Source organism: Buttiauxella agrestis ATCC 33320, from assembly GCF_000735355.1.
GTDB lineage: Bacteria > Pseudomonadota > Gammaproteobacteria > Enterobacterales > Enterobacteriaceae > Buttiauxella > Buttiauxella agrestis.
On record NZ_JMPI01000029.1, the window covers coordinates 112818 to 134957 of the forward strand.

The following is a 22140-nucleotide window of genomic DNA, read 5'->3' on the forward strand; positions in this document are numbered from 1 at the left end:
CGGCATTGTTGATAAAAAAAGCAAAATAGCCTGACATATTTTGGGAAGCCCTCCAGAGTGCGATACACTTTGGCTATCACCCGAGAAAACTCAAAAACTTATGCGCGGAATTGTATCCTCCCTGTTACTGGCGGTTAGCTGCCTGAGTGGCGCGGCATTTGCTGCCCCACCTGTTGAAAAGCCAGCAGATATCCGTAGCAGCGGATTTGTTTATTGTGTCAGCGGTCAGGTCAATACCTTTAATCCGCAAATGGCCAGCGGCGGCTTGATTGTCGACACCCTCGCCGCACAGTTGTATGACCGCTTACTGGATGTTGATCCCTACACCTATCGCCTGGTGCCTGAACTGGCTGAAAGCTGGGAAGTGCTGGATAACGGGGCCACTTACCGCTTCCATTTACGCTCAAATGTGCAATTCCAGACCACTCCGTGGTTTAAACCTACACGCGCATTGAATGCCGACGATGTGGTGTTCAGCTTCCAACGTGTTTTTGACCGCAAACACCCGTGGCATAACGTTAATGGCGGCAACTATCCCTATTTTGATAGTCTCCAGTTCCCGGACTCCGTGAAAAGTGTGCGTAAACTGGACAATAACACTGTCGAATTTCGTCTCGAAAAACCTGACGCCTCATTCCTGTGGCACATGGCAACGCACTATGCGTCCGTCATGTCAGCGGAATATGCCGCACAGCTGACTAAAGCCGATCGCCAGGAGTTGATGGACCGTCAGCCAGTAGGTACCGGGCCATTCCAGATTAGCGAGTATCGTGCCGGGCAGTACATTCGCCTGGCTCGCCACCAGAAATTCTGGCGCGGCGTGCCATTAATGCCGCAGGTCGTTCTGGACCTGGGGTCAGGCGGGACGGGCAGATTGTCTAAGTTGCTGACGGGGGAATGTGATGTCTTGGCGTATCCTGCGGCCAGTCAGTTAACGATTTTGCGTGATGACCCGCGTCTACGGCTGACTTTGCGCCCAGGGATGAACATCGCGTATCTGGCGTTTAACACTAATAAAGCCCCGCTAAATAACCCGGCAGTGCGCCATGCGCTGGCGCTGGCTATCAATAACCAACGTCTGATGCAGTCGATTTATTACGGGACAGCCGAAACAGCCGCTTCTATTTTGCCCCGCGCGTCCTGGGCGTATGACAGTGATTCTAAAATTACCGAATACAATCCAGAAAAAGCCCGCCAGCAACTCAAAGCTCTCGGTCTGAATAACCTGGAATTACGCCTCTGGGTGCCGACCAGCTCTCAGGCGTGGAACCCAAGCCCGCTAAAAACGGCAGAGTTGATTCAGGCTGATATGGCGCAGATTGGGGTGAAGGTGATTATTGTGCCGGTCGAAGGTCGCTTCCAGGAAGCGCGTTTGATGGACATGAACCATGATTTGACGCTCGCCGGTTGGGCAACAGACAGTAACGATCCGGACAGTTTCTTCCGCCCGATGCTGAGCTGCGCCGCCATTCGTTCCCAGACCAACTATGCTCGCTGGTGTGATCCTAAGTTTGATCAAGTGCTACAGAAGGCACTGGCCTCTCAGCAACTGGCGTCACGCATTGAGGCTTATCGCGAAGCGCAGGATATTCTGGCAGCAGAATTGCCGGTGCTGCCACTGGCGTCATCGCTGCGTTTGCAAGCCTACCGCTATGACATTAAAGGCCTGGTGCTAAGTCCGTTTGGTAACGCATCGTTTGCGGGGGTTTCCCGTGAGAATGTTGAGGTGAAAAAACCATGATTATTTACACCTTGCGCCGCCTGCTATTGCTGCTGGTTACGCTGTTTTTTCTGACCTTTATTGGTTTTAGCCTCAACTACTTTACTCCCCACGCTCCGCTGCAGGGTGCATCGCTGTGGAACGCCTGGGTGTTCTGGTTTGAAAGTATCCTGCACTGGGATTTCGGCGTGTCCAGCATTAACGGCCAGTCGATAAACGAACAGTTACGCATGGTCTTCCCGGCCACGATGGAACTTTGCCTGCTGGCGTTTGGCCTCGCGCTACTGGTGGGTATTCCGGTAGGAATGTTGGCCGGAATCATGCGCAATAAATGGCAGGATAAACTGATCAGCGCCCTCGCCCTGTTAGGCTTCTCGATTCCGGTGTTCTGGTTTGCGCTCCTGCTGACGATGTTCTTCTCGTTAACGTTAGGTTGGCTACCGGTTTCCGGGCGTTTTGATTTGCTCTATGAAGTGAAGTCTGAGACAGGTTTTGCCCTGGTTGATGCCTGGCTGTCTGACTCGCCTTACCGCGAAGAGATGATCATGAGCGCCATTCGCCACATGATCTTGCCCGTGGTCGCACTGGCTGTCGCCCCGACCACCGAAGTGGTGCGTTTGATGCGTCTGAGCACCATTGAAGTGTTTGACCAAAACTATATAAAAGCAGCGGCAACGCGGGGTTTGTCACGCCTGACGATTTTGCATCGTCATGTCTTGCACAACGCGCTGCCGCCGGTCATTCCACGCCTCGGCCTGCAATTTTCAACCATGCTGACGCTGGCAATGATCACCGAAGTGGTGTTCAGCTGGCCGGGTCTTGGGCGCTGGCTTATCAACGCTATTCGCCAACAGGACTATACAGCCATTTCCGCAGGCGTAATGGTCATCGGTTCGTTGGTGATTATTGTGAACGTTATCTCCGATATTTTGGGTGCGATGGCAAACCCACTGACACATAAGGAATGGTATGCCTTACGATAGCGTCTATCGCGAGAAGCGACCGCCGAGCACGCTACGCCTGACATGGCGCAAGTTTTACGGCGACACCACGGCAATGATTGGCCTGTATGGTTGCGGGGCTTTGGTGCTGTTATGTATATTTGGTGGCGTCTTTGCGCCGTATGGCATCGACCAGCAATTCCTCGGTTATCAATTGTTACCGCCTTCCTGGTCACGCTATGGCGATGTGTCGTTTTTCCTCGGCACCGATGATCTGGGTCGCGATGTTTTAAGCCGCTTATTAAATGGCGCCGCTCCCACCGTTGGTGGTGCGTTTGTGGTGACACTGGCTGCGGCCGTGTTCGGGATTATTCTCGGCGTTTTTGCGGGTTCAACACATGGCTTACGTTCTGCGGTGCTGAACCATATTCTCGACACGCTGCTGTCGATCCCTTCCCTGTTGCTGGCGATTATCGTGGTCGCGTTTGTCGGTCCGCATCTGGTTCACGCTATGTTCGCGGTGTGGCTGGCACTTTTGCCCCGCATGGTGCGCTCGGTTTACAGCGCGGTGCATGACGAGCTGGAAAAGGATTATGTGGTTGCCGCCCGTCTGGATGGTGCATCGACGTTAAATATTCTTTGGTTTGCCGTGATGCCCAATACCGCCGCGATTCTGGTGACTGAAATTACCCGCGCGCTGTCGATGGCGATTCTTGATATTGCGGCCTTAGGTTTCCTGGATTTAGGCGCACAACTCCCGTCCCCGGAATGGGGTTCCATGTTGGGTGACGCGCTGGAGCTGATTTATGTCGCTCCGTGGACGGTTATGCTGCCAGGAGTGGCTATCATGATCAGTGTGCTGCTGGTCAACCTGCTGGGCGATGGTTTACGCCGCGCAATCAATGCGGGGGTGCAATAATGCCATTACTTGATATTCGAAATCTGACCATCGAATTTATGACATCCGAAGGTTGGGTTAAAGCGGTAGACCGCGTCAGTATGACCCTGAACGAAGGGGAAATCCGCGGTTTAGTCGGCGAGTCTGGTTCAGGAAAAAGCCTGATTGCCAAAGCCATTTGCGGTGTCACCAAAGATAACTGGCGCGTCACCGCCGACCGTATGCGGTTTGACGACATCGACCTGCTACGCTTGAGTGGCCGCGAGCGTCGACGCCTGGTCGGCCATAACGTTTCGATGATTTTCCAGGAACCGCAATCGTGTCTGGATCCTTCAGAGCGAGTGGGCCGCCAGCTGACGCAGAATATTCCCGGCTGGACTTATAAGGGCCGCTGGTGGAAACGGTTTGGCTGGCGTAAACGCCGGGCGATAGAGCTGCTACACCGCGTCGGGATTAAAGATCACAAAGATGCGATGCGCAGTTATCCGTACGAACTGACCGACGGCGAATGCCAGAAAGTGATGATTGCCATTGCGCTGGCGAATCAGCCACGTTTGTTGATTGCCGATGAGCCGACAAACGCCATGGAACCGACGACTCAACTCCAAATTTTCAAATTGCTCACCCGTCTGAACCAGTACAACAACACCACGATTTTATTGATCAGCCACGACTTGCAGATGTTGAGCCAGTGGGCCGATAAAATTAACGTGATGTACTGCGGGCAAACGGTGGAGAGTGCCACAAGCGAAGATCTTATTGCCACGCCGCACCACCCGTATACCCAGGCGCTAATCCGCGCCATCCCGGACTTTGGTAGCCCGATGCCGCCCAAAAGCCGACTGAATACCATGACGGGCGCGATCCCTTTACTGGAGCATTTACCGATGGGTTGCCGGCTCGGGCCGCGCTGCCCTTACGCACAACGTGAATGCATCGAAACGCCACGTCTGATGGGGGCAAAAAACCATCTTTATGCCTGCCACTTCCCGCTGAATATGGAGAGTCAGTAATGGTCGAAACGCTGCTCGAAGTCCGTAATTTAAGTAAAACGTTTCGTTACCGTACGGGGCTGTTCCATCGTCAGCATGTTGACGCCGTCAAACCGCTGAGTTTCACCCTGCGAGAAAAACAGACGCTGGCGATTATCGGTGAGAACGGCTCAGGCAAATCAACGCTGGCGAAAATGCTCGCAGGGATGATTGAACCCACGACCGGCGAGATGGTGATCGACGACCATTTACTGCATTACGGCGACTATACCTACCGTAGCCAGCATATTCGCATGATTTTCCAGGACCCAAGCACGTCGCTTAATCCGCGCCAGCGTATTTCGCAGATCCTCGATTTCCCGCTGCGACTGAATACAGACCTGGAGCCGGAAGCGCGAAATAAGCAGATTATCGAAACGCTACGCATGGTCGGTTTGCTGCCCGATCATGCCAGTTATTACCCGCACATGCTCGCGCCTGGTCAAAAACAGCGTCTGGGTCTGGCGCGTGCGTTAATTCTGCGCCCGAAAGTGATTATTGCCGATGAAGCGCTGGCTTCACTCGATATGTCGATGCGTTCGCAACTGATCAACCTAATGCTTGAACTTCAGGAAAAACAGGGCATTGCCTATATTTACGTGACTCAACATATCGGGATGATGAAACACATCAGCGACCAGGTAATGGTGATGCATCAGGGTGAAGTCGTTGAGCGTGGCAGCACGGCGGATGTTCTCGCCTCGCCACTGCATGATTTAACCAAACGCCTGATTACCAGCCACTTTGGTGAAGCACTGACGGCGGATGCATGGCGAAAAGATCGCTAGTTATCAGGGAAGTAAGTCGGATGGCGCTTCGCTTATCCGACCTACAAAACTCATCTCAACTTTTTGCCTCAACATACCGCGCAAAATTATCCAGAATCGCCTGCCAGCCGTTCTTCTGGTGTTCAACGGGGTATTGTTGATCCGGGTCGAAATCCAGACGCACCTCTACGCCATCGGCGGTTTGAGTAAATTCCACTTTCGCTTCGCGATCTCCGAAGGTGTACTCAATGAGTTGTAGCGGCACAATGCGGGTATAAACTCCAGAAAAATCAAACCCCATGCTGCCGTCTTTAGCTTCCATGCGGAATGAAAACGCCCCGCCTTCTCTGAAATCAGCGGCTGCCGTTGGCGTGTGCCAGTCGGGTGAAGCGGTGTTCCATTGCTTAACATCTTCCGGATTGATGTAGGCCTGCCAGACTTTTTCAACTGGCGCTTTAACGCGAGTTTCAACAGTAATTTTCATCAATACTCTCCGGTTTTTCTGTTTCCAGGGTGAGATTTAAGTTTACTGCGTCTTTTATATTTTGCTTTAGCGTGAACGTAACAGGAATGACCTCTGGCGACGTGATAACCAGTTAACCGGAGCCAGAAAAATAAGCTGACACAACAGGCGCTGAGTGGGATATAATTTCACTTTCGTGTTGAAAAATTGTGACGAATCAATCGTAAGCTTATGATTGTTAAGTCATAAAATTAGCAGAAACTATAAGGATTCAAAGCTATGGGTTTTCTTACCGGTAAACGCATTCTGATCACTGGCGTCGCCAGTAAACTCTCCATTGCCTACGGTATCGCACAGGCTATGCACCGCGAAGGTGCTGAACTGGCTTTCACTTACCAGAATGAAAAACTGAAAGGCCGTGTAGAAGGTTTTGCTGCGGATCTGGGTTCAAGCCTGGTTCTGCCGTGCGACGTGGCAGAAGATGCAAGCATCGACGCGATGTTTGCTGAGCTTGCGAAAAGCTGGCCGAAGTTTGACGGTTTCGTTCACTCAATTGGCTTCGCACCAGGCGACCAGTTAGATGGCGATTACGTGAATGCAGTTACCCGCGAAGGCTTCAAAATTGCTCACGACATCAGCTCCTACAGCTTTGTAGCAATGGCTAAAGTTTGCCGTGAAATGCTGAACCCTGGTTCTGCACTGCTGACTCTGTCTTACCTGGGCGCTGAGCGTGCTATCCCTAACTACAACGTTATGGGTCTGGCTAAAGCGTCTCTGGAAGCTAACGTGCGCTATATGGCGAACGCGATGGGTCCAGAAGGCGTGCGTGTGAACGCGATTTCTGCGGGTCCAATCCGTACTCTGGCGGCATCTGGCATTAAAGATTTCCGTAAAATGCTGTCACATTGCGAAGCGGTAACGCCTATTCGTCGTACCGTGACCATTGAAGATGTGGGCAACTCAGCAGCATTCCTGTGCTCTGATCTGTCTGCCGGTGTTTCCGGTGAAGTCCTGCACGTTGACGGCGGCTTCAGCATCGCTGCAATGAACGAACTGGAACTGAAAGACTAATTCCGTTCGCAACGGGGCGGCGTTCGTCCGCCCTGTTCTTCTTTTCCTCTCTGGCAGTTATTCTTTTCTGATATTTGTTATCTCCTATCATTCTTTTGTCGTGTTCCGTGGTTACGCCAGGATAAAGCAGCTAACCAGGCCGTCAGGTGTTTTACCCGGGCTTGTAAACTCTTTGACCAAGGAACGACCATGGAACAACGCCGAATCTCTGGCAAAGGCCACTGGTATCATGAAACTCAATCCAGCCGCAGCGACGCCGTATTACCGTTAGTTCCTGAGGCCGCATTCATTCAGGACCGCTTTTTGCTCGACCTGGCGCTCAGTATTGAGCAACGTACGACTGAAGCAGACTGGCTTTGCGTCGCGCGCAATGCCGCTGAATGTTTGCTCCCGGAAAGCACCCCTGTTACGCGCTTGAACACGCTAAGTTGCTATGACCGTCTGAGTACAGCTCTGACTGTCGCCCAGGTTTACGGCGTTCAGCGTCTGTGTAACCACTATGCCGCCCGCCTTGCCCCGCAACCGGGTCCTGACTCCTCCCGCGAGAGCAATCGTCGCCTGACGCAGATCACGCAGTACGCTCGCCAACTGGCCAGTCAGCCTACGTTAATTGATGACAATTCGCGCCAGCAGCTCGATGAAGTCGCGCTCTCAATAAATGACATCGTTACGTTTAATCAACTGATTGGCTTTATCGGTTTTCAGGCCCGCGTGATTGCTGTGTTTCAGGCGCTCCAGGGGCTTCCTGTACGCTGGTTGCCGGGTCTTGATATGCAACAGGACGCCAGTGCAGAGTTATTCCTCGAAGGTGATAAATCCTGGCAGCCCGCTTTGCCTGCGGTAGAACAGCGCTATGCCAATAGCCAACAATTAGAGGCACTCAATTTCAGTGAACCTCAGCAAGCGTTACGAGACTTAAGCGGATTGTTGGCAAACGATGTCTCAGCGCTTCACGCATTGAGCCAGTTGACCCGATTATTTTGCCTGCCGACAGCTCAGGCTAATGACGATACGATTCTGGTTGGGCTGTTGACCGCACGCATTAATGGCAGCGTGAGTTGCTTTACAGATTTTGCACTTGCCTGGCGTGGTGAAAGTCATCTGCCAGAAACCATGCGCAATGGTGAAAGAGCGTTACAGGCGTGGTGCCATAACCACCCGCGTGAACGGGCAATCATCCAGGCTGTGCGTGTGTTAACGCGATCGCCTGGCAGCTTTAGCGCCGCCCAGCTTCAACCCTTGTACGAGCAGGGTTTTAATGAGCATGACATTGTAAAATTACTTGTCAGTTCAGGGCTATACGGCTGGTTGAATCGGCTAAAAATCGGGCTGGGTAATGCCAGTTAAGCATGAGCTAACACGTGCTTTTGCGGCAAACAGCGCTTGCCGCAAAGGGTGGTTTCGCGTAAAACTGTCAGCCGCTCTTTTGGCCACGAAAACTAAAAAACATGTTCCAGGATAATCCGCTGCTCGCGCAGCTTAAACAGCAACTGCATTCCCAAACTCCACGCGTTGAAGGCGTGGTTAAAGGCACGGAAAAAGGCTTTGGCTTCCTCGAAGTGGATTCCCAGAAAAGTTACTTTATTCCGCCACCGCAGATGAAAAAAGTGATGCACGGTGACCGCGTGAGCGCGGTGATTCATACCGAAAAGGACCGCGAAATCGCTGAGCCAGAAGAGCTTATCGAACCGTTCCTCAGCCGGTTTGTTGGCCGTGTGCAACGTAAAGACGACCGTCTGACAATTGTTCCGGACCACCCATTACTGCGCGATGCGATTCAGTGTCGAGCTGACCGTAACGTCACCCATGATTTCCAGAATGGTGACTGGGCCGTCGCAGAGATGAAGCGCCATCCGTTGAAAGGGGATCGCGGTTTCTATGCTGATTTGACTCAATTCATCACTTCCGGTGACGATCACCTTGCACCATGGTGGGTGACACTGTCACGCCACAATCTTGAGCGTGAAGCGCCTAATGGCGTAGCGACTGAAATGCTCGATGAAGGCCTGGTGCGTGAAGATTTAACCGCCCTGGATTTTGTCACCATTGATAGCGCTAGCACCGAAGATATGGATGATGCGCTGTTTGTTGAAGAACTTGCCGACGGCAAACTGCAACTGACCGTCGCGATTGCCGATCCAACCGCCTGGATTGAAGAAGGCAGCAAGCTTGACGATATCGCGAAAGTTCGCGCCTTCACAAACTACTTGCCGGGCTTCAACATCCCGATGCTGCCACGCGAATTGTCGGACGATTTATGTTCGCTGCGCCCTAATGTCACGCGCCCTGTTGTGGCTTGCCGCATGGTTATCGCGCAGGACGGTAGCATCGAGAGCGAGATTAACTTCTTCGTCGCCACCATCGAATCAAAAGCCAAACTGGCATATGACGATGTGTCCGACTGGTTAGAAGAAAAAGGCGACTGGCAGCCACCATCTGACGCCATAGCTAAACAAATTCGCCTGCTCGAGCGTGTTTGCCTGAGCCGTGCTGACTGGCGCCGCACTCACGCGTTGGTGTTTAAAGACCGCCCAGATTACCGCTTTGTATTAGGCGAGAAAGGCGAAGTGCTGGATATCGTTTCCGAGCCACGTCGTATCGCTAACCGCATCGTTGAAGAATCAATGATTGCGGCAAACGTCTGTGCGGCCATCGTGCTACGTGAAAAACTTGGTTTCGGCGTTTATAACGTCCACACCGGTTTTGACCCGGCAAACATCGAACAACTTGCCACGATGCTGCAAGGCCATGGCCTTGAAGTTAACGCGCAGGAAGTGCTGACGCTTAACGGTTTCTGCAAACTGCGCCGCGAACTTGATGCACAGCCAACCGGATTCCTTGATAGTCGTATTCGTCGTTATCAGTCGTTTGCTGAAATCAGTACCGAGCCGGGTCCGCATTACGGTTTGGGTCTTGAAGCTTACGCCACCTGGACTTCACCGATTCGTAAATACGGCGATATGATTAACCATCGCCTGCTAAAAGCGATTATCAAAGGTGAAACGGCATCACGTCCGCAAGATGAAATTACGGTACAAATGGCAGAACGCCGCCGTCTGAACCGCATGGCTGAACGTGATGTTGGCGACTGGCTGTATGCTCGTTTCCTGCAAGATAAAGCGGGAACGGATACCAAATTTGCCGCAGAGATTATTGATGTCAGCCGTGGCGGAATGCGTGTTCGCCTGATTGATAACGGTGCGGTTGCCTTTATCCCTGCCCCGTTTATTCACTCAGTGCGTGATGAAATGGTGTGCAGCCAGGAATTAGGCACTGTGCAAATCAAGGGCGAAGTGGCTTACAAAGTCACTGACGTGATTGATGTCACCATCGCGGAAGTTCGTATGGAAACCCGCAGCGTGATAGCTCGCCCCGCTGCCTGATATCAAGTTTGTGAACCATCGTTAAAAAGCTGAACTTTATGTTCAGCTTTTTTTGATTTCTTTCACGGTTACTGATTTACAGTTAATAATCACAACTGGGAAATGATTAGCGTTATGACTCCTTTTTTCCGGTTTTAACTCACGGAAAGTCACCAATCTAAAGGCGAAGATTCAGATTTCTCACATCTTCTGCAAAAACAATGTCTTTTACTCACGGTTGTCACTTTAAGATCGGTTTTATATTGCTAATATAAATAAGAGACTGGCACGCTATGTCGGCCCCGTTCAGGAGAGAGCATGAAAGACGATTTGGAGCAGAATCTGCTCTACCGTTATTTAGGGACAACCAGCCCATACTGGCGTTTGCCGAACGATAGCAATGCGTTGCAATTAGCAGCAAGCGAAAGTTCAGACGTCAGCCAGGTCGTCGCTCTTGAGCCAGAGCAGGCAGACCAAATCCGCCAGATGACGGTTATCACCTCCAGCGTCACGCTCTCTATTTCACTGTTCGGCAGTGAGGTTCCTGTGCATTTGGTGGGGCGCAAAGTCTCGAAGAAAGAGTGGGCTGGCACGGCATCCGCCTGGAATGACACCCCTTCTGTCGCGCGCGATTTGGTTCAGGGACTCTCCTTTGCCGAGCAGGTCGTTTCCGAGGCAAATTCAGTCATCGTGATTCTTGACCGCTTGGGGAATATTCAGCGTTTCAATCGCTTGAGCGAAGAATATACCGGACTGAAAGAACAAGAAGTCATTGGCCAAAACGTCTTTAAACTTTTTATGAGCCGCAGCGAGGCTGCCGCTTCGAAACGAAATATCAGCGGCTTCTTCCGTAACGGGAATTCTTATGAGGTCGAGCGTTGGGTAAAAACCCGTAAAGGCCAGCGCCTGTTTTTGTTTCGCAATAAATTCGTCCACAGTGGCAGCGGCAAAAACGAAATCTATCTGATTTGCTCGGGTACTGACATTACCGAAGAACGCCGCTCTCAGGAGCGACTGCGTGTTCTGGCGAATACCGATACCATCACAGGCCTCCCCAATCGCAATGCCATCAACGATTTAATCACTGCTGCCATTGAGAATCGCGCTGATACTCAAGTGGGCATTGTTTATCTTGATCTCGATAACTTTAAAAAAGTGAATGACGCCTACGGGCACATGTTCGGCGATCAGCTGTTACAGGCGGTGTCGCTGGCCATTCTCAGCTGCCTTGATGAAGGGCAGATTCTGGCGCGCCTCGGTGGCGATGAGTTTATCGTTCTGGCAACGGATACTTCTCAGGCGGCACTTGAAGCCATGTCGTCTCGTATTCTGACTCGCCTGAAACAGCCATTCCGCATTGGGCTGATTGAGGTTTACACCGGTTGTTCATTAGGGATTTCGTTGGCACCACAGCATGGTGAAGATAGAGAAAGTGTTATCCGGAATGCCGATACCGCAATGTACACCGCCAAAGAGGGCGGCCGCGGTAAATTCTGCGTGTTCTCGCCTGAGATGAACCAGCGTGTTTTTGAATATCTGTGGCTCGATACCAACCTGCGCAAAGCGCTGGAGAACGACCAACTGGTGATTCACTATCAGCCAAAGATGACCTGGCGTGGTGAAGTCCGAAGTCTGGAAGCGCTGGTGCGCTGGCAGTCACCGGAGCGCGGGTTAATTCCGCCGCTGGATTTTATCTCTTATGCCGAAGAATCGGGTTTGATTGTCCCGCTTGGCCGTTGGGTGATGTTGAGTGTGGTTCAGCAAGTGGCGAAATGGCGCGATAAAGGCATTAATTTGCGCGTTGCGGTGAACGTTTCTGCACGCCAGTTAGCCGATCAAACTATCTTCAGCGACCTCAAGCAAGCGCTGAAAGATCTCAACTTTGAGTACTGCCCGATTGATGTGGAACTGACCGAAAGCTGTCTGATTGAAAATGAAGAACTCGCCCTTTCCGTTATCCAGCAATTCAGCCGTTTGGGTGCGCAGGTACATCTGGATGATTTTGGAACCGGTTATTCTTCACTGTCTCAGCTTGCGCGCTTTCCAATAGATGCGATTAAACTCGACCAAAGTTTTGTTCGCGACATTCACAAACAATCAGTATCGCAATCGCTGGTGCGAGCAATCGTTGCCGTTGCGCAGGCGCTGAATTTACAGGTGATTGCTGAAGGTGTTGAAAACCAAAAAGAAGACGCCTTTCTGACTAAGAATGGCGTCAACGAACGGCAGGGTTATTTATTTGCTAAACCGATGCCCGCTGCCGTATTCGAGCGTTGGTTAAAGCGATATCTCGCCAGAACAGCGCGATAGTTTGATCTAGCCAGGCAAGCCTGGCTATTTCCTTTTTGCAAAGACCTCTTTAGCAGCAAATATCCCATTCAGTGCGCAAGGAAACCCCGCGTAAACTGCCATCTGCATGATCACTTCAATGACTTCCTGCTCTGTACAGCCGACATTAAGCGCACCTTCGATATGCACTTTGAGTTGTGGCGTGGCGTTACCCAGTGCGGTAAGTGCGGCAACCACCGCAATTTCACGGGACTTTAAATCCAGCCCCGGCCTTGAATAGATATCGCCAAAAGGAAATTCAATCAGCAGGCGGGCAAAATCTGGCGCAATGTCGCTCAGGCTGTTGATGACGTGTTCCCCGGCGTGACCGTCCACTTCTTTTAATTTCGCAAGCCCACGTAAATAGCGTTCATTTTCCATTTTTCATTCCTTAACGTTGTGTGATGAACGCACTGTAAATTCTGCCGGGCTATGCATCCAATACCCTTTTTGTGATACCTTTTTGGTATGAATGAATCTATAGATTTACGCCAGTTTCGTTACTTTCTCGCGGTATGTGAAGAGCTCAACTTCAGCCGCGCCGCATTGCGTCTGCATATTTCGCAGCCACCGTTAAGCAGGCAGATTCATCAGCTCGAAGAGCAGCTAGGTGTTCAGTTGTTTAATCGCCATAAGAGTGGCGTAACGCTTACTGAGGCCGGCACGGCATTTTTACCCGAGGTTAAAAAGACGCTACTTCAGGCGGAAAAAGCCATTGCTGTCGCCAGATCGAAACGGAGCACTGATGCCGGTAAATTTATCATTGGCTACACCACCGTGTTCGAACGAAGCGCAATCCCTGATGTGACAAAAGAGATGCAGCAGCGTTTTGCAGACTGGCAAATTCTCTCAAAAGGAAATTATTCAGTTAATCTGGTTCGCGAAGTGAAGAACGGCACAATGGATGTAGCGTTTGTGGGTTTGCATACCGAAACGCAGGATCTGGCGGTTGAGAAAATTATCGACGATCCCCTCGTTGTGGCTTTACCTGCGGGTCATAAGCTTGCCGCCAGACGCAGTATTTCTTTTGATGACCTGCGCGAAGAGCCGATGTTTTGGTTTGAGCGGCGCATGAATCCCGGCTTTTATGATCATTGTCAGACGTTTTTCCAAAGCATCAATTTTAAGCTAAACGCGATTGCAGAGCCGCCAGATCACCACATCATGCTGGGGCTAATTGCCGAAGGCAAAGGCATCGCTTTGGTTCCATCCTCTTTGCAGTGCATCAAACGGCAAGGCGTGGTTTTTCGCAAGTTGAAGGAAGACACGAAGCGTTTGTCGATGGGAATTGCTGTCGCATGGTCGAAGGAAAACCTGTCCCCTGCGTTGCTCTTTTTCCTTGAGCTGGTTCGGGCACGGAAACAGTAGGTTGAGTGAAAGAAGACGCCTTCTTTGCGAGAATGGCGTCAACAGATGGCTAAGTCAGAAGTTAACTAAACCATTGCCCGCGGCCATATTAGAGCGTAAGTGGCGCGGTTAGCTGGCTTTGCGCAACGTCGTCGCACTGTGACGATTTTGCAGTTGTACCAATCTTTCCATATACGCAATGTCCTTCGGTTCAAGGCAAAAAGCAGCATCAACCCAGTCCTCGGTGATATCCATTAATTCCGCTCGCGGCAACTGCAAAACACGCTGACGGGCACGCAGCATAGCGCGCACACCGTTCAGTTTGGGTTGCAGGGTATCAATAAACGTCCGGGTCGCGAGATAACCCTGGCCGGGTTCGAAAAGCTGATCCACCAAACCAAATTGCTCGTACCATTCGGCGGTGTGTGACTCCCCTTTATAAATCAGCTCTTCTGCCAGTTTCATACCTGAACGACGTGCAACCAGCGAATAAGCGCCCATTCCGGGGAACAGATTAAAGGCAATTTCAGGGAAGCCGAGGCGAGCATCTCGTTGCGCCAGAATAAAATGGTGCGCGAGTGCTGCTTCAAAACCGCCGCCTAATGCACTGCCTTCAACCATAGCCAGGCTAATTGCACCGCTATCGAAACCACGAGAAGCCGCATGAACGCAATCGACGCAAGCCCGCGCATAAGCACGCAGTGCCTCACGCTGGCCTTGTTGAATGGATTCAACAAAGAATCCTAAATCGCCGCCTGTGTTATACATCCCCTGAACCAGTGAGCCCGTCACCCAAAAATCAACGACAAATCCCTCCTGTTGAACCAGGTAACGCAGGTTCATAATTTCTTCAATCAGCTTGTGATTAAAGCAAGGGCGTGGCTGTGCACCGAGCATCATCCACACGGTGCGGCGTTCAGCTTCGTAATATCCTGACAATTGCGTGAATCGAGAAGTATCCGTGAACAATTTGCAAGTCGGTTGGTTAATCACTGTCATTATCTTATCCTCATGTTATGAAAGCGCGTTACACGCAGGATCAGACTAATCCACTACCGCTTATGTATGAATGTGTGGGGGGATTTAATAATTATTACTTATATATTGTTCGATAATTGATTGATGAGTAAGGCTAAAAAAGCGCGTCTGCGCCTTCTCTTTTAGCGCCATTTTTTGCATTATGATGGCAACACTTTTCCAATAATTACAGGATGCACAATGCCTACAGTGAACCCTCTGCAACTCGCAAAACGCATTGATACTGTGCTGGATATTCTGGTGGGTGGCGATCATGCTTCCGCCATTAATAATCTGGAAATTTTAAAAGCGGAATTAATCGCTATTGCGCACGGCGAAGAGGAAAAAGAAAGCGACTTGAAAAAGTCACCCTGGGAGATTTGAGTCTAACGCCGGTATGAACCGGCGCTGCTTTTAAACGATCACTTCAATTTACAAACTCAGTGAACCGAATGCGCCCTGCCAGTCTTTTTCGAAAGTCGCGATGGCGGCATTCACGGCTGGCGTGGTTAACAGCTGTTCAGTCACATCAATCGGTAACGTAATGGCTTCGCAACCGGCCAACAGGCATGACATCGCCTGATGTGGTGTGCGGAAACTGGCGGCAAGCACTTTAGATTGCGGCGCGTGTAACGTCAGCAATTGCTGTAAATCCTGCACCATTTGAATGCCATCCCCGCCCTGCGCATCAAGACGATTCACATATGGCGCAACATATTCAGCGCCCGCCAGCGCGGCTAATAATCCTTGAGCGGCACCATAAACCGCCGTACCCAGCGTTGGGATCCCCAGAACCTTCAATTGTTTCATGGTCGCCAGGCCTTCTATCGTGGTCGGAACTTTGACAACAAGGCCCGGCACGCGCTTAACCAACAACTCGGCCTCTTTCACCATTTCATCAGCCTGTGCGGCAATAACCTGTGCAAACAGTTTACCTTCGCCGCCTAATGCCTCCTGCAACGCAGGCAGCACTTCCCATAGCGAAATACCCGCTTTTGCAACAATGGACGGGTTTGTGGTGACACCTTGCAAAGGCAAAACACGCGCCAGGCGTTTAACTGCGGCTACATCAGCAGTGTCTAAATACAGTTCCATAAGCTCTCCAGACTGGTCATCTATCTCATTGCCGACATCATAGCGTCACTGTCTGTTCTTTATCTGATCAAAATCAATAAAACTTTCATTCGAAAGTAATCTAATTTACGAAAGAAGATCAAGGGCAGGAATATGCTATTTAATATCCAACGTTACTCAACGCATGATGGTCCCGGAATCCGCACCGTGGTGTTCCTGAAAGGCTGCTCATTAGGTTGCCGCTGGTGCCAGAACCCTGAAAGCCGCGCACGTGAACATGATGTGTTGTTTGATGAGCGCCTGTGCCTCGCCGGTTGCGAACTTTGTCCGCAGGCAGCACCTCATGCGATTAGCCGAATTGACGACGCGTTGGTTATCGCACGCGAAAAATTAATGGCTGACGATATGGTGACGTTGACGGATTGTTGCCCGACTCAGGCGTTAAGCGTATGCGGTGAAACGCAAAGCGTTGATGCCATTATGCAAAAAGTCCTGCGCGATAAACCCTTTTATGACCGCAGCGGCGGTGGGATTACGCTTTCCGGTGGCGAACCTTTTATGCAGCCTGAAATCGCGGAACAGCTCCTGCGCAGAAGCAAAGAAGCGGGCATCCATACTGCTGTCGAGTCTTGTCTTCACGTACCGTGGAAATACATCGAACCGTCGATTGAGCATCTCGATTTGTTGCTGGCCGACCTGAAACATGTCGATGCAAAGCGCTTTAAACAATGGACCGATGGCAGTGCTGAACGCGTGATGGATAACTTCCGCAAACTGGCCGCCCGCAATGTGGAGATGACCATTCGTGTGCCGCTGATTCCTGATTTTAATGCTGATGAGCAATCTATTCGCGCTATCAGTAATTTTGCCGCCGATGAACTCGGCGTGAAAGCGATTCATTTTTTGCCTTACCACACCTTAGGTATCAACAAATATAAACTCCTGAATCTCCCTTATCTGGCCGCGCAGCAACCTCTTGATGCGCCAGAACTGCTGGAATTTGCCCAGCAGTACGCAAGCCAAAAAGGGATGACCGCCTGGATAAGAGGATAGACTGATGACACAACTGAACCTGAACACCTTAAGCCAACGCATCAAAGACCATAAAGAAGCCTTGATTCACATTGTGAAGCCGCCGGTCTGTACCGAACGCGCGCAGCATTACACAGCGATTTACCAGCAGCACCAGGACAAACCGTTGCCGGTGCGTCGCGCTCTTGCCCTCGCCCATCATCTGGCCGAACGCACCATCTGGATTAAGCACGATGAGCTGATTGTTGGTAACCAGGCCAGTCACGTTCGTGGTGCACCGTTCTTCCCGGAATATACCGTGGGCTGGATTGAAACTGAGATTGATGAATTAGGCGACCGCCCAGGCGCTGGCTTCTCTATTTCGGATGCCGATAAAGCAGTAATGCATGAGATTTGCCCGTGGTGGCGTGGCCAGACCGTCCAAGATCGTTGCTACGGCATGTTTACCGACGAGCAGAAAGAGTTACTCGCCAGCGGCATTATCAAAGCTGAAGGTAATATGACTTCGGGTGATGCGCATCTGGCAGTTAACTTCCCGCTCTTACTGGAACTAGGCATTGACGGATTGCGAGCCAAAGTCGCCGAGCGTCGTTCGCGTCTGCATCTGACCGACTGGGAAGATTTGCACAAAGAGCAGTTCCTGAAAGCGATTGATATTACCTTTGTGGCATTAAGTGACCACATTATGCGTTTCGCTGCCCTGGCTAAAGAAATGGCAGGCACTGAACAACGCGAGGCACGCCGTGATGAATTACTGGCGATTGCTGAGAATTGCGAGCTTATCGCGCATCAAAAACCGGCCTCTTTCTGGCAGGCATTGCAGTTGAGCTACTTCGTGCAATTAGTCTTGCAGATTGAATCTAACGGTCACTCCGTGTCATTTGGCCGCCTCGACCAGTTCTTGTATCCGTGGTATCGCCGTGATGTTGAACTCGAGCAAACCCTGGGTCGCGAGCAGGCCATTGAGCTATTGCAAAGCTGCTGGTTAAAATTGCTGGAGGTGAACAAGATTCGTTCTGGTTCCCACTCCAAAGCATCGGCCGGTAGCCCGCTTTACCAGAACGTGACCATTGGTGGACAAAACCTGGTGAACGGCGAGGCTGTTGATGCGGTGAACCCTCTGTCTTACGCCATTCTGGAATCTTGCGGACAGTTACGCTCCACACAACCGAACTTGAGCGTGCGCTACCATGCGGGCATGAGCAATGACTTCCTGGACGCCTGTGTTCAGGTCATTCGCTGCGGCTTCGGGATGCCAGCATTTAATAATGATGAAATCGTCATTGAGGAATTCATCAAACTCGGTGTTGCTCGCGAAGATGCCTACGACTACGCAGCCATCGGTTGTATCGAAACAGCAGTGGGAGGCAAATGGGGTTATCGTTGCACCGGCATGAGCTTCATTAATTTTGCCAGGGTGATGTTGGCGGCGATGGAACATGGCCGTGACGCAACCAGCGGTAAAATCTTCCTGCCACAAGAACATGCCCTTTCCGCAGGCAATTTCACCCAGTTTGAACATGTTATGGATGCCTGGGATACGCAGATTCGTTACTACACGCAGAAATCTATCGAGATAGAATTTGTCGTTGATACGGTTCTTGAAGAGAACGCCCACGATATTCTGTGCTCCGCTCTGGTGGATGATTGCATCGAGCGCGGTAAAAGCATCAAGCAAGGCGGCGCTAAATATGACTGGGTTTCAGGTCTGCAAGTTGGTATCGCCAACCTCGGTAACAGCCTCGCCGCAGTCAAGAAACTGGTGTTTGAACAAGGTACTATTGGACAGCAGCAGTTAGCCGAAGCGCTGGCTAATGACTTTGACGGTTTGACCGGTGAGCAGTTACGGCAGCGTTTGATTAACGGCGCGCCAAAATATGGTAACGATGAAGATGAAGTCGATTTGCTGCTGGCTCGCGCATATCAGACGTACATTGATGAACTGAAGCAGTATCACAACACGCGCTTTGGCCGCGGCCCTATCGGCGGGACTTACTACGCTGGGACATCTTCAATTTCTGCTAACGTGCCGTTTGGTGCCGCAACCATGGCAACACCGGATGGTCGTAAAGCGACAACCCCGCTGGCTGAAGGCGCAAGCCCAGCATCAGGTACCGACCGTCTGGGGCCAACCGCGGTAATCAGCTCTGTCGGCAAACTGCCAACCAGCAAAATTCTGGGGGGCGTTTTACTGAATCAAAAACTGAACCCAGCAACCCTGGATAACCCGCGTGACCGCGAGAAGTTGATGTTTATGCTGCGTACTTTCTTCGAGGCGCATAAAGGCTGGCATGTGCAATACAACATTGTTTCCCGCGAAACCCTGTTAGATGCCAAACAACATCCTGACAAATATCGTGATCTGGTCGTACGTGTAGCAGGTTACTCTGCTTTCTTTACTGCCTTATCTCCAGACGCTCAGGATGATATTATAGCCCGTACTGAACATACACTTTGATAATCCCGGCGGTGCATTAAGCACCGCCCATAATTGGCTGACATGAACTCCAGACAACAAATAATCTTACAAATGGTTATCGATCAAGGCCGCATGAGTGTGGCCTCACTCGCTAAAACAACCGGTGTCTCAGAAGTAACTATTCGCCAGGATCTTAATCTGCTGGAGAAAAAAAACTATCTGCGCCGTGCTCACGGTTATGCCGTACCGCTGGATAGCGAAGATGTTGAAACGCGGATGATGAACAATTATTCGCTGAAACGTCAACTTGCGGATTTTGCGGCCACACTGGTTAATGACGGTGAAACCATTTTTATCGAAAACGGTAGCTGTAACGCCCTTCTGGCACGCGCTTTAGCCGAGCAGAAAAAGATTACGCTGATTACCGTGAGTAGCTACATCGCCCATCTTTTGAAAGATACTGACTGTGAAGTTGTTTTGCTGGGCGGAATCTACCAGAAGAAAAGCGAAAGCATGGTTGGACCGCTGACGCGCCAGTTTATTCAGCAAGTGCACTTTAGTAAGGCGTTTATCGGCATCGATGGATTCTTGCCGGAAACCGGGTTTACCAGCCGCGATATGATGCGTGCTGATGTGGTGAATACGGTTCTGGAAAAAGGCAGCGAAACCATTGTTCTGACAGACAGTAGTAAGTTTGGAGCTATGCATCCCTACACGCTAGGCCCCATTTCACGCATCAACCGGGTGATTACCGATGATGGTCTTAGCGAAAACGCTACGCAGCAGATTCAGGACAGCGGCGTACAGGTCAATATCGTTAAACAATTCCCCCTCGAATAATGTCATTTAGACTGCCTGCATCGGTTGCGGGCAGTTCTCTTATCAGAATTATCCTGCACACCCTTTAAGATTATTTACCTGTTGTTATTTACTGTAGAAATTAGAATGTTTATTAGCGATATAACAGGAAGTGATAATCACTGGCGTTATCTTTTAGGTCTTATATCGTCATGCAGTTTCGCGGAGACTTTCTATCAGTTGCCTGAGAACCACTATACTTTTAGAGAAACTTATTTCCGTGAATCAATAATTCAGGAGAAAGTAATATGACCTTAAATAACAAAAAAATTGCTGCCGTTGTGCTGGCCTTGACCGTTGCAATGTCCCTTAGCGCCTGCTCTAACTGGTCCAAACGTGACCGTAACACCGCGATTGGTGCTGGTGCTGGTGCTGTGGGTGGTGCTGTCTTAACTGACGGTAGCGCACTGGGTACATTAGGTGGTGCCGCAGTGGGTGGTATTATCGGCCATCAGGTGGGTAAATAAAGCCTGTTGCCTGTGAAAGCGCAAACGCTTTTAATTTATTATAAATAGCTTTGATATTCAGGTCTGACTTTCAGCAGTCATAATAAAAGGCCACGGTATATTTACCGTGGCCTGATTATTTTCAGCAACTAAATCAACCGCCTGCTAATTTTACTTTCATGCCTTTAGCTTCCAACAGCGATTTAATCAGGTCACGTTTATCGCCCTGAATTTCAATAACGCCATCTTTTAAAGAGCCACCACAACCGCACTTTTTCTTAAGTTCTGCGGCTAGCAGAGTGAGCGTAGCATCATCAGCATCAATTCCGGTGATAAGACATACTCCCTTGCCTTTACGGCCCGAAGTCTGGCGCTGAATGCGTACAACCCCATCGCCTTTTTCACGAACCGGTGCCGCCTTAGGTTCGTCAATGCGGCCTGTTTCTGTGGAGTAAACTAAACGGCTGTTATCGTCTTTCATCATGCCCCCTGCTTCAAAGACTGACGGATATCATGCAGCGTCTGAGCTGGATTTGCAGATTGGGTGATCGGGCGTCCAATTACCATAAAATCGACACCTACACTTTGCGCCTGCTGTGGCGTCATGATGCGGCGCTGATCGCCTGCGTCACTTCCAGCCGGACGAATACCCGGAGTAATCAGTTTAAATGCCTGCCCCAGTTCACTTTTGAAACGCGCAGCTTCATGTGCAGAACAAACCACGCCATCTAATCCGCAATTCTGTGTTAAGCGTGCCAGACGCTCAGCATATTCCGCAGGCGTCGAGGTAATGCCGAGATCCGCCAGATCGCTTGCTTCCATGCTGGTCAGAACGGTCACAGCAATTAGAAGTGGTGCATCTTTGCCAAAGGGCTGCAATGCTTCTCGCGCAGCACTCATCATGCGCGCCCCGCCGCTTGCATGAACATTCACCATCCACACGCCAAGATCTGCCGCTGCCGCAACCGCGTGAGCCGTTGTGTTTGGGATATCGTGAAATTTCAAATCGAGAAAGACGTCGAAACCACGCTGCTGGATATCACGCACCAGTTGTGGCCCAAACAGAGTGAACATCTCTTTGCCGACTTTCAGACGACAGTCGCGCGGATCGATACGGTCAATGAAAGCTAAGGCTTTATCGCGATTATCGTAATCAAGTGCAACAACAATTGGGGAGTCGGTGGCAACACGGGAGGAGGAGGATGCAGTTGAATTCATGGCTAAACCTTCTGACTGTTGGGCACCAGCACGGCGCAAGAGATAAACGGCAAGCATTCTACTCGCGGCGGGAAGAAAATTACAGTTGCCATTGCACTCTGCAAGACACAAACGACTCGGTGCTGAGGTTTAGTTCCTGATACTAACC

At 50.8% G+C, this 22140-nt stretch carries 21 protein-coding genes; 15 read left to right on the forward strand and 6 right to left on the reverse strand.

What is annotated here, in order from left to right:
* Nucleotides 1-100 precede the first annotated feature (100 nt).
* The 5 genes from sapA to sapF are packed head-to-tail and all read left to right on the forward strand — an operon-like array spanning nucleotide 101 to nucleotide 5378.
* The gene (gene sapA / locus GBAG_RS09975; RefSeq protein WP_034495613.1) at nucleotides 101-1741 is read left to right on the forward strand and encodes an ABC transporter substrate-binding protein SapA; all 1641 of its coding nucleotides are present in this window, start codon (nucleotides 101-103) and stop codon (nucleotides 1739-1741) included.
* Nucleotides 1738-2703: a putrescine export ABC transporter permease SapB gene (sapB, locus tag GBAG_RS09980; protein WP_034495615.1), complete on the forward strand. Its 966-nt coding sequence runs from the start codon at nucleotides 1738-1740 to the stop codon at nucleotides 2701-2703. The genes sapA and sapB overlap by 4 nt, the downstream gene beginning before the upstream one ends.
* Nucleotides 2690-3580, forward strand: a complete 891-nt coding sequence (gene sapC / locus GBAG_RS09985) for a putrescine export ABC transporter permease SapC (protein ID WP_034495618.1) — start codon at nucleotides 2690-2692, stop codon at nucleotides 3578-3580. The genes sapB and sapC overlap by 14 nt, the downstream gene beginning before the upstream one ends.
* The gene (gene sapD / locus GBAG_RS09990) at nucleotides 3580-4572 is read left to right on the forward strand and encodes a putrescine export ABC transporter ATP-binding protein SapD (protein ID WP_034495620.1); all 993 of its coding nucleotides are present in this window, start codon (nucleotides 3580-3582) and stop codon (nucleotides 4570-4572) included. Before sapC ends, sapD begins: the two co-directional genes overlap by 1 nt.
* Nucleotides 4572-5378, forward strand: a complete 807-nt coding sequence (gene sapF / locus GBAG_RS09995) for a putrescine export ABC transporter ATP-binding protein SapF (protein ID WP_034495623.1) — start codon at nucleotides 4572-4574, stop codon at nucleotides 5376-5378. Before sapD ends, sapF begins: the two co-directional genes overlap by 1 nt.
* Before the next feature lie 55 nt (nucleotides 5379-5433).
* Here sapF and GBAG_RS10000 read toward each other — a convergent pair whose 3' ends face one another.
* Nucleotides 5434-5841, reverse strand: coding sequence for an SRPBCC family protein (locus tag GBAG_RS10000; RefSeq protein WP_210434937.1), 408 nt, complete (start codon nucleotides 5839-5841; stop codon nucleotides 5434-5436).
* A gap of 258 nt (nucleotides 5842-6099) precedes the next feature.
* On the opposite strand from GBAG_RS10000, the gene fabI reads away from it, so the two are divergent.
* From fabI to pdeR, 4 genes are all read left to right on the forward strand, one after another.
* On the forward strand, nucleotides 6100-6891 hold the full coding sequence (gene fabI / locus GBAG_RS10005) for an enoyl-ACP reductase FabI (protein WP_034495629.1): 792 nt from the start codon (nucleotides 6100-6102) through the stop codon (nucleotides 6889-6891).
* Between the two features lie 189 nt (nucleotides 6892-7080).
* On the forward strand, nucleotides 7081-8238 hold the full coding sequence (locus GBAG_RS10010; protein WP_034495632.1) for a CMD domain-containing protein: 1158 nt from the start codon (nucleotides 7081-7083) through the stop codon (nucleotides 8236-8238).
* Between the two features lie 101 nt (nucleotides 8239-8339).
* Nucleotides 8340-10274: an exoribonuclease II gene (locus GBAG_RS10015; protein ID WP_034495635.1), complete on the forward strand. Its 1935-nt coding sequence runs from the start codon at nucleotides 8340-8342 to the stop codon at nucleotides 10272-10274.
* A 297-nt stretch (nucleotides 10275-10571) separates the two neighbouring features.
* Entirely contained in the window at nucleotides 10572-12563 is a 1992-nt protein-coding gene (gene pdeR, locus GBAG_RS10020; protein ID WP_034495638.1) for a cyclic di-GMP phosphodiesterase, read from the forward strand.
* Nucleotides 12564-12587: 24 nt separating this feature from the next.
* On the opposite strand, the gene GBAG_RS10025 is transcribed toward pdeR, so the two are convergent.
* Nucleotides 12588-12962 carry a carboxymuconolactone decarboxylase family protein gene (locus tag GBAG_RS10025; RefSeq protein ID WP_034495641.1) on the reverse strand — a complete coding sequence of 125 codons (375 nt, stop codon included), beginning with the start codon at nucleotides 12960-12962 and terminating at the stop codon, nucleotides 12588-12590.
* 87 nt (nucleotides 12963-13049) lie between these two features.
* Between GBAG_RS10025 and GBAG_RS10030 the strand changes: the two genes are divergently transcribed.
* The gene (locus GBAG_RS10030; protein ID WP_034495644.1) at nucleotides 13050-13949 is read left to right on the forward strand and encodes a LysR family transcriptional regulator; all 900 of its coding nucleotides are present in this window, start codon (nucleotides 13050-13052) and stop codon (nucleotides 13947-13949) included.
* 108 nt (nucleotides 13950-14057) lie between these two features.
* On the opposite strand, the gene GBAG_RS10035 is transcribed toward GBAG_RS10030, so the two are convergent.
* A complete protein-coding gene (locus GBAG_RS10035; RefSeq protein WP_034495646.1) occupies nucleotides 14058-14927 on the reverse strand; it encodes a crotonase/enoyl-CoA hydratase family protein in 870 nt (289 codons plus the stop codon).
* A 219-nt stretch (nucleotides 14928-15146) separates the two neighbouring features.
* On the opposite strand from GBAG_RS10035, the gene yciZ reads away from it, so the two are divergent.
* Nucleotides 15147-15329, forward strand: coding sequence for a protein YciZ/DeoL (gene yciZ / locus GBAG_RS10040; protein ID WP_034495648.1), 183 nt, complete (start codon nucleotides 15147-15149; stop codon nucleotides 15327-15329).
* A gap of 48 nt (nucleotides 15330-15377) precedes the next feature.
* Here the strand turns inward: yciZ and fsa are convergent, their stop codons facing one another.
* On the reverse strand, nucleotides 15378-16040 hold the full coding sequence (fsa, locus tag GBAG_RS10045; protein ID WP_034495649.1) for a fructose-6-phosphate aldolase: 663 nt from the start codon (nucleotides 16038-16040) through the stop codon (nucleotides 15378-15380).
* Between the two features lie 132 nt (nucleotides 16041-16172).
* On the opposite strand from fsa, the gene GBAG_RS10050 reads away from it, so the two are divergent.
* The 4 genes from GBAG_RS10050 (at nucleotide 16173) to osmB (ending at nucleotide 20795) form a co-directional block, all read left to right on the forward strand.
* Nucleotides 16173-17072 (forward strand): glycyl-radical enzyme activating protein, encoded by a 900-nt coding sequence (locus GBAG_RS10050; protein WP_034495652.1) that lies wholly within the window; start codon nucleotides 16173-16175, stop codon nucleotides 17070-17072.
* A gap of 4 nt (nucleotides 17073-17076) precedes the next feature.
* Nucleotides 17077-19509 (forward strand): formate C-acetyltransferase/glycerol dehydratase family glycyl radical enzyme, encoded by a 2433-nt coding sequence (locus GBAG_RS10055; protein WP_034495653.1) that lies wholly within the window; start codon nucleotides 17077-17079, stop codon nucleotides 19507-19509.
* 42 nt (nucleotides 19510-19551) lie between these two features.
* Entirely contained in the window at nucleotides 19552-20310 is a 759-nt protein-coding gene (yciT, locus tag GBAG_RS10060) for a DNA-binding transcriptional regulator YciT (protein WP_034495654.1), read from the forward strand.
* Nucleotides 20311-20576: 266 nt separating this feature from the next.
* Nucleotides 20577-20795, forward strand: a complete 219-nt coding sequence (gene osmB / locus GBAG_RS10065) for an osmotically-inducible lipoprotein OsmB (RefSeq protein ID WP_034495655.1) — start codon at nucleotides 20577-20579, stop codon at nucleotides 20793-20795.
* A gap of 133 nt (nucleotides 20796-20928) precedes the next feature.
* Here osmB and yciH read toward each other — a convergent pair whose 3' ends face one another.
* Entirely contained in the window at nucleotides 20929-21255 is a 327-nt protein-coding gene (gene yciH, locus GBAG_RS10070) for a stress response translation initiation inhibitor YciH (protein WP_034495657.1), read from the reverse strand.
* A complete protein-coding gene (gene pyrF, locus GBAG_RS10075; RefSeq protein WP_034495715.1) occupies nucleotides 21255-21992 on the reverse strand; it encodes an orotidine-5'-phosphate decarboxylase in 738 nt (245 codons plus the stop codon). Before pyrF ends, yciH begins: the two co-directional genes overlap by 1 nt.
* Nucleotides 21993-22140 lie beyond the last annotated feature (148 nt).